The sequence below is a fragment of the Bacillus sp. JJ1521 genome (genome assembly GCF_036965165.1).
GTDB lineage: Bacteria > Bacillota > Bacilli > Bacillales > Bacillaceae_L > Ferdinandcohnia.
The window spans coordinates 1-13,566 of record NZ_JBALOX010000139.1; the positions used below are offsets into that span (position 1 = coordinate 1).

The following is a 13,566-nucleotide window of genomic DNA, read 5'->3' on the forward strand; positions in this document are numbered from 1 at the left end:
ACAGAGGCTTGGTCATTAATCTGTCTGCGTAAATCCTGACCAGTTTTCGGTGCTAGGAAAAGCGCCGTTGCAGCACCAACCGCTGCACCAATAATTGTTCCAAGAACGAAATTTGAACCACTATTTTTTCCCATTATAATCCCCTTCCTTTAATTGGATGTCAAAAAAGTCCGGATAAAAATGACACGTCGAATTTCTTCGTTGGCNNACGTATTAACTGCATACGCTCCGCTACTCAAAACTGCGCCGCCTTGAACTTCTTGGTCCTTTTCATCCTCCTTTTTGATCACTTTTTTTAATTCGAAATATGATTGTCATGCTTTTGTTTCTTATCTTTCCATTTATCCCAAATCTCTATTACAGCATTTCCTACTTGAACAACCTGTGAGATTTTGGTTTTGTTTTTCTCCAATTGTACAGCAACCTCTTCTGTCACATTCCCTACTGATTTATTAAAGCGTTGTAATGAAGTTCCGACACCCTTAACAGCGTCAACAACCGTATTCAAACTTTCGGACTTCTGCTGAATATCTTCTGCAAGCTTATTTGTTTTATGCAACAGTGCTGTCGTTTCATTTGTAACACCCTCCATCTGTTTTTCCAATCCAGATAAAGTTCCCGCTACATTATCCAATGTTATTTGAAGTGAACGAAGTGTTCTTGAGAGATAAATAACTAAAATTAAAAATGCCACTGCAATGACTGCAACGCTGATGTATACGATAAGAATCATCCTGGTGCACCTCCTTATATCTTTCTTACCCGTTTTTTTCATTATTAATCATAAACCCCATAGTTTTACTTTCGACATTTTCCTTTGAATTCCTTCACAAAATTTCGTCCTATGTAATTAGTAAACAATTTTCTTTGATTAGGTTACAATAAGATTGTACATAAGCAAATAGGATATGGAGGCAAAAAGTCATGAAAGATCCACGTATCGAAACACTCGCTCGAAATTTAATTAATTATTCTGTACGCCTCAAGGAAGGTGAAAAAGTACTCATTGAAAACTTTGGTTTGCAGCGTGAACTAGTGATTGCATTAATTAATGAAGCATATAAAGCAGGTGGGTATCCATTTGTATCATTAAAGGACCATCAAGTTGACCGCGCCTTATTACTTGGAGCACAGGAAAAACAATTTGAGATGAAAGCAGATTTTGAAGCTAAAGTTATGGGTAAGATGGATGCTTATATCGGTTTACGTTCTGGCGATAACATTAATGAATTTGCAGATATACCAGATGATAAAATGAAGATTGAAGGAAATACAGTTGGTAAAAAGGTGCATCGTGAAATTCGTGTTCCAAAGACCAAATGGGTAGTTCTTCGTTATCCTAATTCTTCAATGGCTCAGCTTGCAAAAATGAGCACAGAAGCATTTGAAGATTTTTATTTCAATGTATGTAATCTAGACTACGGTAAAATGAGCAATGCAATGGATTCTCTTGTTGAACTTATGGACAAGACAGATAAAGTTCGACTAACTGGCCCAGGTACTGACCTTTCTTTCTCAATTAAGGGAATCAAGGCAATCAAATGTGCTGGTGAAATGAACATTCCAGATGGTGAGGTATATACTGCACCTGTTCGTGATTCAGTCAATGGTACCTTAACCTATAATACACCATCACCATATCAAGGCTTTACGTTTGAAAATGTGTCACTTACTTTTAAGGATGGAAAAATTGTAGAGGCGTCCTCGAACGATACAGAACGTATCAATAAGATACTTGATACGGATGAAGGTGCACGTTATATCGGTGAGTTTGCAATTGGAGTAAATCCATTTATCCAACATCCAATGCAAGACATTTTATTTGATGAAAAAATCGATGGTAGTTTCCACTTCACACCTGGACAAGCCTATGAGGATGCCTATAACGGTAATAACTCAAATATCCACTGGGATATGGTCAATATCCAACGTCCTGAATATGGCGGTGGAGAAATGTATTTTGATGATGTACTGATCCGTAAAGATGGCCGTTTCGTCATCCCTGAACTCGAACCATTAAATCCTGAAAATCTAAAATAATTTAAAAGGACCTTGCACATCATCGCAAGGTCCTTTTAAGTCGTTTAAACAAGCGCCTTTTCATAAGCATCCTGAAATTTTTGGATATCGCCTGCTCCCATAAAGATCAAAACGCCGTTCTCATGTTGTTTAAGTATAGAAGTATTGTCTTCCTTAATTAATTCAGCCCCTGGGATTTTACCTTGTAAGTCAACGATGGAAAGTTCCCCTTTATTTTCACGAGCTGAGCCAAAAATATCACAAAGATATACTTGATCCGCTTTTTCCAAGCTTGCAGCAAAGTCATCTAAAAATGTCTGTGTTCTTGTAAATGTATGTGGTTGGAAAATCGCCACTATTTCCCTGTCAGGGTATTTTTGCCGAGCTGCCTCAATCGTTGCATTGATTTCTGTTGGATGGTGTGCATAATCATCTATTAAGATTTGGTTTCCAACCCGCTTCTCAGAAAATCTGCGTTTCACACCCTGGAAGCTCAATAAACGGTCTTGAATAATGGACACATCAATATTTTCATAATGGCAAAGTGTAATCACACCTAAAGCATTTAGCACATTGTGATTTCCATATCCATGGATTGAAAAAGTTGCAAAAAAGGTATTACGTACAAACACATCAAAAGTCGTACCTTCCGTGCTTTTTTTAATATTACGTGCCTGGAAATCATTTTCTTCACCAAAGCCATAGAAAACTACAGGAACCTTTGCCTGGATACTTTGAAGATACTCGTCATCCCCACACGCAATAATTCCCTTTTTCACCTGAAGTGCCATTTCTTGAAAGGCATGAAATACATCTTCAACATTTGCGAAATAATCCGGATGATCAAAGTCAATATTGGTCATAACGCAATAGTCAGGATGATAGCTTAAGAAATGCCGTCTGTATTCACATGCTTCAAACACAAAGTTTTTATTATTCTCCGATCCTACCCCAGTTCCATCACCGATTAAATAAGAAGTAGGCTCTGCTCCTTGCAGGACATGTGCAAGTAAGCCCGTCGTCGAAGTTTTTCCATGGGAGCCTGTTACAGCAACGCTCGTATATTTTGTCATAAATTCACCTAAGAAACGGTGATATCGAATAACAGGTAGCCCCATTTCATTCGCTTTTACTATTTCTTCATGAGTATCAGGATAGGCATTCCCGGCAATAACCGTCAGACCTTCATGAATATTGTCCTTATCAAAGGGCAATATTTTTATTCCTCGTACCTCTAAGGGCTTTTGTGTGAAATAAAATTTTTCATGGTCAGACCCTTGAACTTCATAATTCATATCATGAAGTATTTGTGCCAATGAACTCATGCCAGTACCTTTGATTCCAACGAAGTGGTAAACTGTCATATAAAGAACCTCCAACAATGTCTATCTGTAAGACAGTATATGAAATTCATCTAGATTTGATAATTGTACCCATGATTTCTGAGATTGGTGCTAATGAATTTTATGTATATATACAATCATCTCACATTTTTTCATTATAGCACTAATCATTGGTGAAGACCATTAGGAAAAATGACTAGAAATCCGTTGAAATTAAGTAGTAAGTCCCATTAAGAAAGTATCGGTTTGGGATGAGTTATCCTTATTATGAACGGAGAACCGTAGAAATAACCTTTTGCTACATTGATTTTTGTATAACTTATATCGATGTTTAGGGTCTTTTTAACTAAAAGCAAAAAGCCGATAACAAAAGTTATCGGCCCTCAATCAAATACGCCCCAGCGTATTTGCGCCCAGNNTTTGATCCTAAGCTCGAAAAATTTCCTTTAAAAATCTGTGGCATCCGCCGGAGGCTTTACCTTTATTCAGCAGGGGTTTTAGTTCTGCTGAATAAAGGTAATATCTGCTAGCTCTTCTTCGGTTATTAATACCTCACGAGGTTTACTACCGCGTGATTCGGAGATAATTCCCTGTTCCTCCATCATATCAATGAGACGAGCTGCACGATTATATCCAATTCTAAAACGTCTTTGTACACTTGAGGTAGATGCTCCCCCATGTTCTAAAACAAACTCACATGCCTCTAAAAATAACTCATCCTCATCATTTGAAATGGAAGCCTTCTTTAAAAGATCGTCTTGCTCGAACATATAGCTTGGTTTCATTTCTGCTTTTACAAAATCAACAACGGCTTCAATTTCATCATCAGAAACAAAGTTTCCTTGGACACGGAATGGCTTTGATGAACCATTTTCAAGGAATAGCATATCACCTCTACCTAGCAGCTTTTCTGCCCCACTTGAATCAATAATTGTTCTAGAATCAACCTGTGATGATACTGAAAATGCTATACGAGTTGGAACATTTGCTTTTATTAATCCTGTGATGACATCAACCGATGGTCGTTGCGTTGCAAGAATCAAATGGATTCCGCATGCCCTTGCTTTCTGAGCAATTCGACAGATTGAATCTTCCACTTCCCCTGGTGCCACCATCATTAAATCAGCAAGTTCATCAATGATAATGACGAGATATGGAAGCTTTCCACTTTTTTCATCATGCTTTTTCACCATTTCATTGTATCTGCCAATGTCACGAACACCCGTATGGGCAAATAATTCATATCTTCTTTCCATTTCTTCAACAGACCACTTAAGGGCTGCTGTTGCGGCCTTTGCATCTGTAATGACAGGACTCACAAGATGGGGGATATGATTATACGGCGCAAGCTCCACCATTTTTGGATCAATTAAGAGTAACTTCACATCATCCGGAGATGCCTTATAAAGTAAACTAACAAGCATTGCATTGATACACACACTCTTTCCAGAACCAGTCGCACCAGCGATTAATCCATGTGGCATCTTTTGCAAATCCGTTACAATCGGCTTACCCGAAATATCAAGCCCCATCGCCACGGTTAATGGTGATTGATTCGATAAAAATTCTGAACTTTGGATAATTTCCTTTAAAAGGACAGGCTTGCTTTTTTTATTTGGCACTTCAATTCCAATTGTATTTTTTCCTGGAATTGGTGCTTCAATACGAATATCCTTGGCAGCCAAGCTTAATTTAATATCATCTGATAGATTAGTAATTTTATTTACCTTCACTCCTGGTTCAGGATGTACCTCAAACCTAGTAACAGCCGGACCCTGTGTAACATTTACGACATTTGCACCCACTTTGAAATTTCGTAGAGTTTGATCCAAAATATTTCGCTGTTCCTCAAGCCATTGACTGTCATCTTCCTGCTCAGCAGGTGGTGCCTTTAGAAAAGTTAGTTCTGGAAACGAATATCCTAGGAACAGCTCTTCGTCCTCTGGATGCATTTCTAATTCCTGCTGTTTTGGGCGTTCTTGTGGTTTCGGTTGTTCCTGGTGTTCAGGCGTTTCCTGTAGGAGCGGTTGTTCTTGATTTCTATCAGATTCGATAGGCTCTTTAGGAACTGGTTCGCTATCCTGTCTTGTATCCTTTTGTGACAATTTTTGTTTATCTTTTTTAAACATTAATACGTTAAAAGGAATATTGGACCTTCTTCGTTCCGAATTAGTCTGTTCTTGTTTCTGGATCTGTTCATCCTGTGTCTCATCCTTTTCAACGAATCCATCATTTATTCCCGCTTCAGATTCCAAACTATCCATTTCATCGGCAGGTTTTAGTTGTTCTTCTATCATACTTTCAGTTTGTATTATATCTTCTACTATCACTTTCGGTTCAATTGAAACCTCAGGCACTTCCGTGGTAGAAGCATGTATTGGCGTTTCCTCACTTAGAGATTCTTGGGTAGGAGCCTGTATTGGCGCTTCCTCGCTTATAGAATCTTGAACAGAAGCCTGAATTGGCATTTCCTCACTTATAGGTTCTTGGACAGATGACTCATTATAAACGGTATCTTCCTTAACTAATTCTTCTTCCCTGATTAACTGATCTGCAAAGCTAGCAACCTTTTGCTGTTTTTCTACATCGGAAACAACCTGAAGTTTAGGTGCAACTTGCTCCGTTCGTAGAATAGTAGGAGCAACTTCTTCCTGTGCTTCTTTCCATGCCCTAGCAATTGATTCTGTATCCGTGATAGGTGTTGAAGGAAGTTCAAACTCTATAGTTTCTATAGTTTCTATAGTTTCATGAGGTTTTGGCTTACTTAGACCATATACTGGGGAAGGCGTTTCAGTTGGGCGAAAAGGTTGTTTCTCTTGTAACTTAACAACTGGTTTAGGGTTTGTATCCCTTTTTGGTTGTGAGGTTCTTTTTTGCTGAGTTCGCCCGGTTTGTACTTTTTCTGTTTTTGTGATTTCCTGATCTGGAATGATTGGAAATCGAAATTTCCCCTTGGGGTATTCATAGGTAACTATCGCTTCAATATGTTTATTTTGTCGGATTTGAGTCGTTTTTATTTCAATTGGATCATCATCGTCCGCCTTAAAAAAATGTAGTAATCTTTTTATCCAATTCACAACTATCACTCTTCCATTTTGATTCTATTCCTTATCCCGCATTAACGGGCAGTAAGATCCCAATCTCAAAGCTTTAGTATAAGCAATCAAATGAAAGATGAAGGGATAACTTGCCCGTAAAAACCCGATTAAAGGTACAAAGACTAAGAACGCCACGTCCTGTGGCAACGTCTGCATGACCCACACCGTGTGGGCCTCAACTAACAATCATTAAGGTGGAAAAATCTACTGATTGTAGTTTCACTTTATTGTAACAAAAAAGCCGCTAGTTTTCCTAGCGACTTTTGGGAAAGTATTTTTATTCTCTAGGTCGATTTTTCCCAAGTATAAAAATCGGCTCAAGTTCACCGTCTTCATATAGAAATGATAATGCTGTAATTGGTACTCGTCCACTTGCAAAAAAGCTCATTGCCATTTGTGCAAGTATGTCATAGCCTGTTTCATTTTGAATATCGACTATAATCAGAACATCCTGATGCGGCACGGCTACAGCCATTGTTCCTTTCATTTGCTGGCTCATTTTTTGTAAAAATGCGTCATTCAAAATGCGGCTAGCATCATACCCGTCATTTTTATTGATAAAATAAAAGGTATTTCCTGCAACTTCATCCGTTTTATACGAAACATCCAGTGAACGAAGATTGAACCTGGCAATTTCGCGAATTCGTTCAAATTTCCAATTCTCTTTTTCAAGCAGTCTCTGATCAATTAAACGGTAGGTTGTTCCTAAATCGAGCGCATAATATATTCTTGTTTCTGCGGTATGGTCATCGTATACCAAGTCTTCTCCATCATTTGATTGGGTTGGGAACGAAGTTGAGCGAATTACAGGAAAAATATTTTTTTCCTTCCCATCAAGCACTAACTCACTATTCATAACTATCAAGGATTCTTCAATATAATAAATGACTTCATCAAGACTTCCTGAACCTTCTTCCTGATATTTCGCAACTATCCCAGGAAGTGTTACTGTCGTTCCTTTTTTCGTTTCCTTGTCCTCAATACGTAATGTATCCTTTTCGTGATCATAGGAAAAATGCCAGTTATGCTTGGCAAGTTTATCTTGAATTATTTTCTTTAATTTTTTTGAGTCCATTTTTTTGCTATTATTTGAGTCCATAGAATCAATCTCCTCTCTTTTCTTTGTCTTAAGAGAGTCCCTGAATAAATTTTTCAATCTCTTCCTTCGTTTTACGGTCTTTACTTACAAAGCGACCCATTTCTTTTCCATTCTCATATGCCACAAAGCTAGGAATACCAAAAACATTTAAAGTCGAACATAAATCGATAAACTCATCGCGGTCTACATAATAAAATGTGAAATCAGCGTAGGAGCTTTCAATTTCAGGTAAGAATGGGTCGATGAAACGGCAATCTGGACACCAATCTGCTGAAAACATTAGAATGTTCTTCCCGTTTTGAATAATCTCTTGATATTGATCTATATGTTCAAGTTTTTTCATGTTCATAACCTCCAAATTCCGTATGCACTTATTATCATATATTCTCTTCTTAAAAACAAATAAAAGCCCCTAGCAAGTAGCGGGGCTTTGAATTGAACCTTAAATTAAATTTAGTACTGAACGGATGAAACGATTTTCATCATCTCTGAAGCACTTTCCGACATCTCACTAAGCTTCACTTCTGTTGTCATTTTTATACCGCCTATGCCAACAGTTACAAGGTATTGCTTGTCCTTGATTTCAAATGCTTTTACATATCCATATCGCTCTTTGTCTGTATAGGTTTGGTCGACTGCAAACTCCTTGGCATCGATTGCCTTATACTCGACATCACTGGTCCTTTCTTCATTTGGATTTACAAATAAAATAAAGGTTTGATCTCCTTTTTGAAGGATCATGTTATTTTCATCCTTCTTTTCAATCTTCATAGTAGATGGTAAATAAAAGGATACTTCTCCATTTTCACTATTTGTTTTTTCAGGTTGGGCATTAAATACAGTTCCAACGGATGTAACCGTTTCCTTTGATTCGTCTTCAACTGACGCGCAACCTGACAAAAGTCCTACTATCAATAGTAAGGATAGAAAAAGGACCTTTCCACGTTTCATATTCTCTCACCCCTAAAAAGGTAGTTTTATCTCTATTTCTCTATTTTCTATAATAAACCTATTAAATTCTAGGTTGCAACACTAATCTTTTAATTTTATTCAATAAGAAATAAGTACCATTTTAAATTAGGAAATTTTATGCATTTTTCTTGTATGTATATTGGCCGACTAGTAGTTTTACAACATGGGTAAACATTTCTTTCCGGTTAACATAGTGATTCGTAAAGATTCCGATTGCACCTTCATTGCTGCGTATGTCTTTTTGCTTTGTGAATTGCTCCATAACGTCTCCAAGCTCGATCCCATTTCTTAATTCCCTGGCAATTTCATCAGAAAGAGGGATTCTCGCTCCACCTGCAATGATCGGCTCATTGTTCTTGTCAACAATGGCACCCCAATTACATAAAAACATGCCAAATTCAGTTTCAACAACGCCACCCTCAAGGCCAATCCCAAGGTCAGCACCAACATGCTCGAGCGAAGATTTAGCTCGATTAATTGCCCCTCGAATGGTTTCCTCATCTGAAAAAGGCTGGGCAGATACACCTGAAGATACGGATGAAGGCAAAAAGTTTGCTTCAATGCCATCAAATCCATTTTTGATTGCGTCTACTTTCGTAGGATTTTTCGTACCTATTGCAATTTGTAACATTAAAAATCACCTCATAACCAAAATGAATGCTCGGCAAATGCCGAGCACGTTAATTTTTATATTTAGTGTTACCCATTTTGACGAATGGATTCTACGGTTGTACGGTCAGATGACTTTACAAGAGTAACAAGTAATTCTTTGGCAGCTGCATAATCGTCAACATGAATAATTGAAGCATGTGTATGAATATAACGAGAACAAATACCAATAACGGCTGAAGGCACACCTTCATTTGAAAGATGAACTTGACCAGCATCTGTTCCACCTTGAGACACAAAATATTGATACTTGATGTTTTTTGTTTCTGCTGTATCTAAAATAAATTCACGCATGCCACGATGTGTAATCATCGTGCGGTCAAAAATACGAAGTAATGCACCGTGTCCAAGCTTTCCAAATGCATTTTTATCACCAGACATATCATTAGCTGGGCTTGCATCAAGTGCAAAGAAAATATCCGGTTTAATCATTGCGGCAGAAGTTCGCGCCCCTCTTAAACCAACTTCTTCCTGTACAGTTGCTCCAGAATAAAGAATATTCGGTAGTGGGGTGCCTTGTAATTCCTTAAGTAACTCGATAGAAAGACCACAGCCATAGCGGTTATCCCATGCTTTGGCTAAGATTTTCTTTTCATTTGCCATCGGTGTAAACGGACAAATTGGTACAACTTGCTGGCCAGGCTTAATTCCGATACGGATCGCATCCTCACGGTCATCGGCGCCAATATCAATTAACATATTCTTTATATCCATTGGTTTATTGCGTTGGCTTTCTTCTAAAAGATGTGGAGGAATTGATCCGATTACTCCGATAACAGGTCCATTATCTGTAATAATTTGAACACGTTGTGCCAGGAGCACTTGGCTCCACCAGCCGCCAAGTGTCTGGAAACGAAGCATTCCATTATCTGTGATCGAAGTTATTAAGAATCCAACTTCATCCATATGGCCGGCAACCATGACAGTTGGACCACTCGTGTCACTGCGACGCACTCCAAAAATACTACCTAATCCATCTTGTACAACCTCATCTGAGTATTTTTCTAGCTCAGAGCGCATAAACTTTCTTACCTGGTGTTCGTTTCCTGAAGCTCCAGGAAGCTCTGTTAATGTTTTAAATAGTTCTAGTGTATCCTGTTTCAATGTCATTCTCCTTCCAAGATAAAAACTGCCATTAATAAGTTTGTTCTTTTTATGTACATTATTTAGTATATCGAAATTGTTTTTTTGTTACCATAGCAATCATAGCGAATTTTAGAAAATCTAGTTATACTTGTAGTAGGTATTAAGTTCGTTTAGGAGGGATTAGGTGAGCTGGAATAAGTTTTTACTCGGTTTTGGTGTCGGTTTTGCAAGTGCTCTTCTTTTAAAAGAGGCACTAAGTGATTCGACGATTCCCGGTGACAGGGCCTTAAAATTAGCTAAAGACGCTTTCAAAAAAAATGGCCCGATTGATGGGTCATGGATTCAAATGAACCCCGAAGACTACTCAAAGTCGGGAATTCAGTATCAAGTATACAAAGGTGGCATTTCCCGTAAAATAGATCAAGAAAGCCACCAATATGAGTTCGTAATGGATGCAAAGACAGGTTCAATACTAGAAGTAAACCCTTTATAGGGTCCATTAGCTTATAAGACTATCTTATCTTATGAGCTTTTTTATTCCCGAATTCTCTCCAGGGAATCAATCACTTCTCCTGCCTGATTCCATTTAATAGCTCGATAATAGGCATCATGATAAAAAACATACCACGCTTCTTTTTCGAGACCTTCACCCATCCATTTTTGTTTTTGTTCAATTGATTTCATTGGATAATCATCATATGCCATTACCCATAGTACATTTTGATGTGCATGGGTTGGCATAATATCCGCCATATGAATTGCACGTTCATTTTTGCTTTCAAATAATATGATAGAATGTCCATCACTATGCCCACCTGTATGTACCATCGAAATTCCTTCGACAACATCAAGCTTTTCCCTGAACGTCTTTACTTGATGTTCAATTGCTTCCCAATTATCCTTCCAGTATGTCGCTTTTGAACGGATATTTGGATTTCGCATTTCTTCCCATTCCACATTAGAAGTATATATAACAGCGTTCTCAAAGGTAGGAACCAATTTACCATTCTCCCATTTTGTAAGACCACAAGCATGATCAAAGTGAAGATGTGTCATCAGGACAATATCAATATCGCTCGTTGAAAGTCCTAGTTGTGCCAATGAACGATCAATGGATGATTCCTCAAGAACTCCAAAATTTCGTATGAGTTTATCAGTTAGCTTCCCATTACCAATTCCGGATTCGATTAATATATTTTTTGAGCCCGCTTTAACAAAGATTGGATCTGTTCTAAGCTCGATTTGATTATTTTCATTATGTGGATATTTTCTTGACCATAATGGTTTAGGGACAACGCCAAACATAGCCCCTCCGTCTAAATTTGTTACTCCGCCATCAAGCCAAGTAAGTGTAATATCACCAATAGCAAGCTGTTCCATTCTTTACCTCCCCCTCTTGTTTAGGATGCATTCATTTTATCATTATTAAGAAAATCTATAAAACAAAAACCCCATAACCAAAGGTCATGGGAATTGTAAGATTACTTAATTTGATATCGCACCTCGGAGCGGTAAATCGGATGCCCCATCTCGGAAAACTTTTCTTCATATTCTGTCATGATATTTCCTTCAAAATCGGATTTATGCAAGTCAAGACTTACAAATGTTAGAAGGAGACCATATTCTGAAAAACTTCTTAGGGAAAATTCGAATAACCCACGATTATCGGTTTTAAAATGGATTTCTCCATTTTCCACTAGTATGTCCTCATACATTTTTAAAAATGTTTTGTAGGTTAAGCGACGTTTTTCATGACGAGTCTTTGGCCAAGGATCACTAAAATTAAGGTACACCCTGTCTATTTCACCTTTTCCAAAAAATTCCCTAAGGTTAACTGCATTTTGATTTAATAATTTGATATTTGGAATTTCTGCCTCAATGACACGGTCTAAAGCCGCGACGATTACACTTTCATATACTTCAATCCCAATATAGTTAATATNNCTTTTGCCATTTCTGTTACAAATCTGCCTTTTCCAGTACCTACTTCTATATGAATCGGATTATTATTTCCAAAAATTTGATTCAAGTTTCCTTTATGTTCAGCTGGATTTTCGATTACGTAATGTGGGTATGACGCTAATTTATCCTTTGCCCACGGTTTATTGCGTAAACGCATGTTTGCCACCTCATTTAATTTGTATCGCACAAAAGAATAACATGTCCTTCCTATTCGTGCAAGGTTTCTATTCAATTATTCATTTCAATAAAGAAACCCACCAATTGGTGAGTTTCCAGTTATACATCGTATAAAAAAGACCGTTTCATGGAAATGTAGTATATAGACAACATCAAAAAGGAAGTGTTCGAAAATGCCTCTAGATCATACACACCAAATGGATATTTTAAAAGATATATTATCGAATCATCAAATGGATTGCTGTGGTACCGTTTCTGAATGTGAGCAATTAGGGAGATTAATTCAATCTCTTCTTGCAAATCCGAATATTGACCAGAGTGTAAAACAGGTTTTAACCGATGTCTATTCATATAGTCAACAAGGACAATATACCCAAAAGCTTGATAATCATATCGAATCGCATCAAAATCAAATTAGCCAGTGGATATCCGATATTGACCAATACTCATAACAGCTTCACTAAATATTGCAGCCAATGACGAACTTCTTTATCCTTGTTTTTTAACTGATACCATCCTAATAGATTTAGTGATTGTGCAACCACATACCATTTCATACGAAGAAGTAAATTATCCGTTAATTCCATTCCGTAAAGACTGATCCATTTTGGCCAGTCTTCTTTTTTTATATACCAATGTAAAAGCATACCAATATCAACAGCAGGATCCGCAATCATTGCTCCATCCCAATCAATTAAGTAGAGCTCTTCATCATCTGATAATAACCAATTATTATGATTGACATCTGAATGGCAAACGACGTTATGGTTTGTTTTGACATTGCCTTGTTCCTGCTCCAAGAACATGATTGCTTTGTTAACAATTTCAATTTTCAGTAAATCAGGATGTAATTTACGGACAATATCTTGCAACACATCTTTAGCTTCTATAGGCTTCTTTCCTATACGTCTTAGCATTTCTAAAAGTTCATTTGACCGGTGAATTTTTTTTAGTAAACCTGCTACATTTTCACCATTCATGTCAACTGGCTTTAATTCTCTCCCACTAAGCCATTGTTGTGCAGTCACAACATCTCCATTTTCCAAACGTTTCGTCCAAATTAGCTTTGGAACGATACCTTCAGCGGAAAGAACGGCCAAAAATGGGGATGAATTTCGTTTCAGAAATATTTTTTTATCAT

14 protein-coding genes and 1 pseudogene are annotated in these 13,566 nt (G+C 37.5%); 3 read left to right on the forward strand and 12 right to left on the reverse strand.

From position 1 onward, the window contains the following. On the reverse strand, positions 1–134 hold a 134-nt coding region (locus tag V7147_RS17860; RefSeq protein WP_335369199.1), incomplete at its 3' end, for a YtxH domain-containing protein. Positions 135–295: 161 nt separating this feature from the next. Beyond that, positions 296–733 (reverse strand): DUF948 domain-containing protein, encoded by a 438-nt coding sequence (locus V7147_RS17865; protein ID WP_335369186.1) that lies wholly within the window; start codon positions 731–733, stop codon positions 296–298. Positions 734–924: 191 nt separating this feature from the next. Here V7147_RS17865 and V7147_RS17870 point away from each other — a divergent pair, with 191 nt between their 5' ends. Then, a complete protein-coding gene (locus V7147_RS17870) occupies positions 925–2,040 on the forward strand; it encodes an aminopeptidase (RefSeq protein WP_335369187.1) in 1,116 nt (371 codons plus the stop codon). A 44-nt stretch (positions 2,041–2,084) separates the two neighbouring features. On the opposite strand, the gene murC is transcribed toward V7147_RS17870, so the two are convergent. The 7 genes from murC to V7147_RS17905 all read right to left on the reverse strand — a co-directional run bounded on the left by murC (position 2,085) and on the right by V7147_RS17905 (position 10,304). Then, positions 2,085–3,383: a UDP-N-acetylmuramate--L-alanine ligase gene (gene murC / locus V7147_RS17875; protein WP_335369188.1), complete on the reverse strand. Its 1,299-nt coding sequence runs from the start codon at positions 3,381–3,383 to the stop codon at positions 2,085–2,087. Between the two features lie 476 nt (positions 3,384–3,859). After that, on the reverse strand, positions 3,860–6,439 hold the full coding sequence (locus tag V7147_RS17880) for a DNA translocase FtsK (protein WP_335369189.1): 2,580 nt from the start codon (positions 6,437–6,439) through the stop codon (positions 3,860–3,862). 298 nt (positions 6,440–6,737) lie between these two features. Then, on the reverse strand, positions 6,738–7,535 hold the full coding sequence (locus tag V7147_RS17885; protein WP_335369200.1) for a DUF1444 domain-containing protein: 798 nt from the start codon (positions 7,533–7,535) through the stop codon (positions 6,738–6,740). Between the two features lie 52 nt (positions 7,536–7,587). Next, positions 7,588–7,902: a thioredoxin family protein gene (locus V7147_RS17890; RefSeq protein WP_335369190.1), complete on the reverse strand. Its 315-nt coding sequence runs from the start codon at positions 7,900–7,902 to the stop codon at positions 7,588–7,590. A 110-nt stretch (positions 7,903–8,012) separates the two neighbouring features. Beyond that, positions 8,013–8,510, reverse strand: a complete 498-nt coding sequence (locus V7147_RS17895) for a hypothetical protein (RefSeq protein WP_335369191.1) — start codon at positions 8,508–8,510, stop codon at positions 8,013–8,015. 136 nt (positions 8,511–8,646) lie between these two features. Beyond that, entirely contained in the window at positions 8,647–9,162 is a 516-nt protein-coding gene (locus V7147_RS17900) for a DUF84 family protein (RefSeq protein WP_335369192.1), read from the reverse strand. A gap of 68 nt (positions 9,163–9,230) precedes the next feature. After that, a complete protein-coding gene (locus V7147_RS17905) occupies positions 9,231–10,304 on the reverse strand; it encodes a M42 family metallopeptidase (protein ID WP_335369193.1) in 1,074 nt (357 codons plus the stop codon). Positions 10,305–10,470: 166 nt separating this feature from the next. Between V7147_RS17905 and V7147_RS17910 the strand changes: the two genes are divergently transcribed. Then, a complete protein-coding gene (locus tag V7147_RS17910; RefSeq protein ID WP_335369194.1) occupies positions 10,471–10,779 on the forward strand; it encodes a PepSY domain-containing protein in 309 nt (102 codons plus the stop codon). A gap of 41 nt (positions 10,780–10,820) precedes the next feature. On the opposite strand, the gene V7147_RS17915 is transcribed toward V7147_RS17910, so the two are convergent. Together V7147_RS17915 and trmB are read right to left on the reverse strand one after the other, a co-directional pair. Then, positions 10,821–11,666 (reverse strand): YtnP family quorum-quenching lactonase, encoded by an 846-nt coding sequence (locus tag V7147_RS17915; protein ID WP_335369195.1) that lies wholly within the window; start codon positions 11,664–11,666, stop codon positions 10,821–10,823. A 101-nt stretch (positions 11,667–11,767) separates the two neighbouring features. Continuing rightward, a pseudogene (gene trmB / locus V7147_RS17920) lies at positions 11,768–12,405 on the reverse strand (tRNA (guanosine(46)-N7)-methyltransferase TrmB). Between the two features lie 193 nt (positions 12,406–12,598). Here trmB and V7147_RS17925 point away from each other — a divergent pair. Beyond that, positions 12,599–12,877 carry a YtzH-like family protein gene (locus V7147_RS17925; protein WP_335369196.1) on the forward strand — a complete coding sequence of 93 codons (279 nt, stop codon included), beginning with the start codon at positions 12,599–12,601 and terminating at the stop codon, positions 12,875–12,877. Here V7147_RS17925 and V7147_RS17930 read toward each other — a convergent pair. Continuing rightward, positions 12,872–13,566 (reverse strand): phosphotransferase family protein (locus V7147_RS17930; protein ID WP_335369197.1); only part of this gene is annotated, 695 nt, incomplete at its 5' end. The genes V7147_RS17925 and V7147_RS17930 overlap by 6 nt on opposite strands.

Coding starts and splice junctions, on each gene's coding strand:
- V7147_RS17915 (WP_335369195.1), bottom strand. CDS start 11,666: ATGGAACAGCTTGCTATTGGTGATATTACACTTACTTGGCTTGATGGC.
- murC (WP_335369188.1), bottom strand. CDS start 3,383: ATGACAGTTTACCACTTCGTTGGAATCAAAGGTACTGGCATGAGTTCA.
- V7147_RS17870 (WP_335369187.1), top strand. CDS start 925: ATGAAAGATCCACGTATCGAAACACTCGCTCGAAATTTAATTAATTAT.
- V7147_RS17890 (WP_335369190.1), bottom strand. CDS start 7,902: ATGAAAAAACTTGAACATATAGATCAATATCAAGAGATTATTCAAAAC.
- V7147_RS17900 (WP_335369192.1), bottom strand. CDS start 9,162: ATGTTACAAATTGCAATAGGTACGAAAAATCCTACGAAAGTAGACGCA.
- V7147_RS17865 (WP_335369186.1), bottom strand. CDS start 733: ATGATTCTTATCGTATACATCAGCGTTGCAGTCATTGCAGTGGCATTT.
- V7147_RS17885 (WP_335369200.1), bottom strand. CDS start 7,535: ATGGACTCAAAAAAATTAAAGAAAATAATTCAAGATAAACTTGCCAAG.
- V7147_RS17895 (WP_335369191.1), bottom strand. CDS start 8,510: ATGAAACGTGGAAAGGTCCTTTTTCTATCCTTACTATTGATAGTAGGA.
- V7147_RS17925 (WP_335369196.1), top strand. CDS start 12,599: ATGCCTCTAGATCATACACACCAAATGGATATTTTAAAAGATATATTA.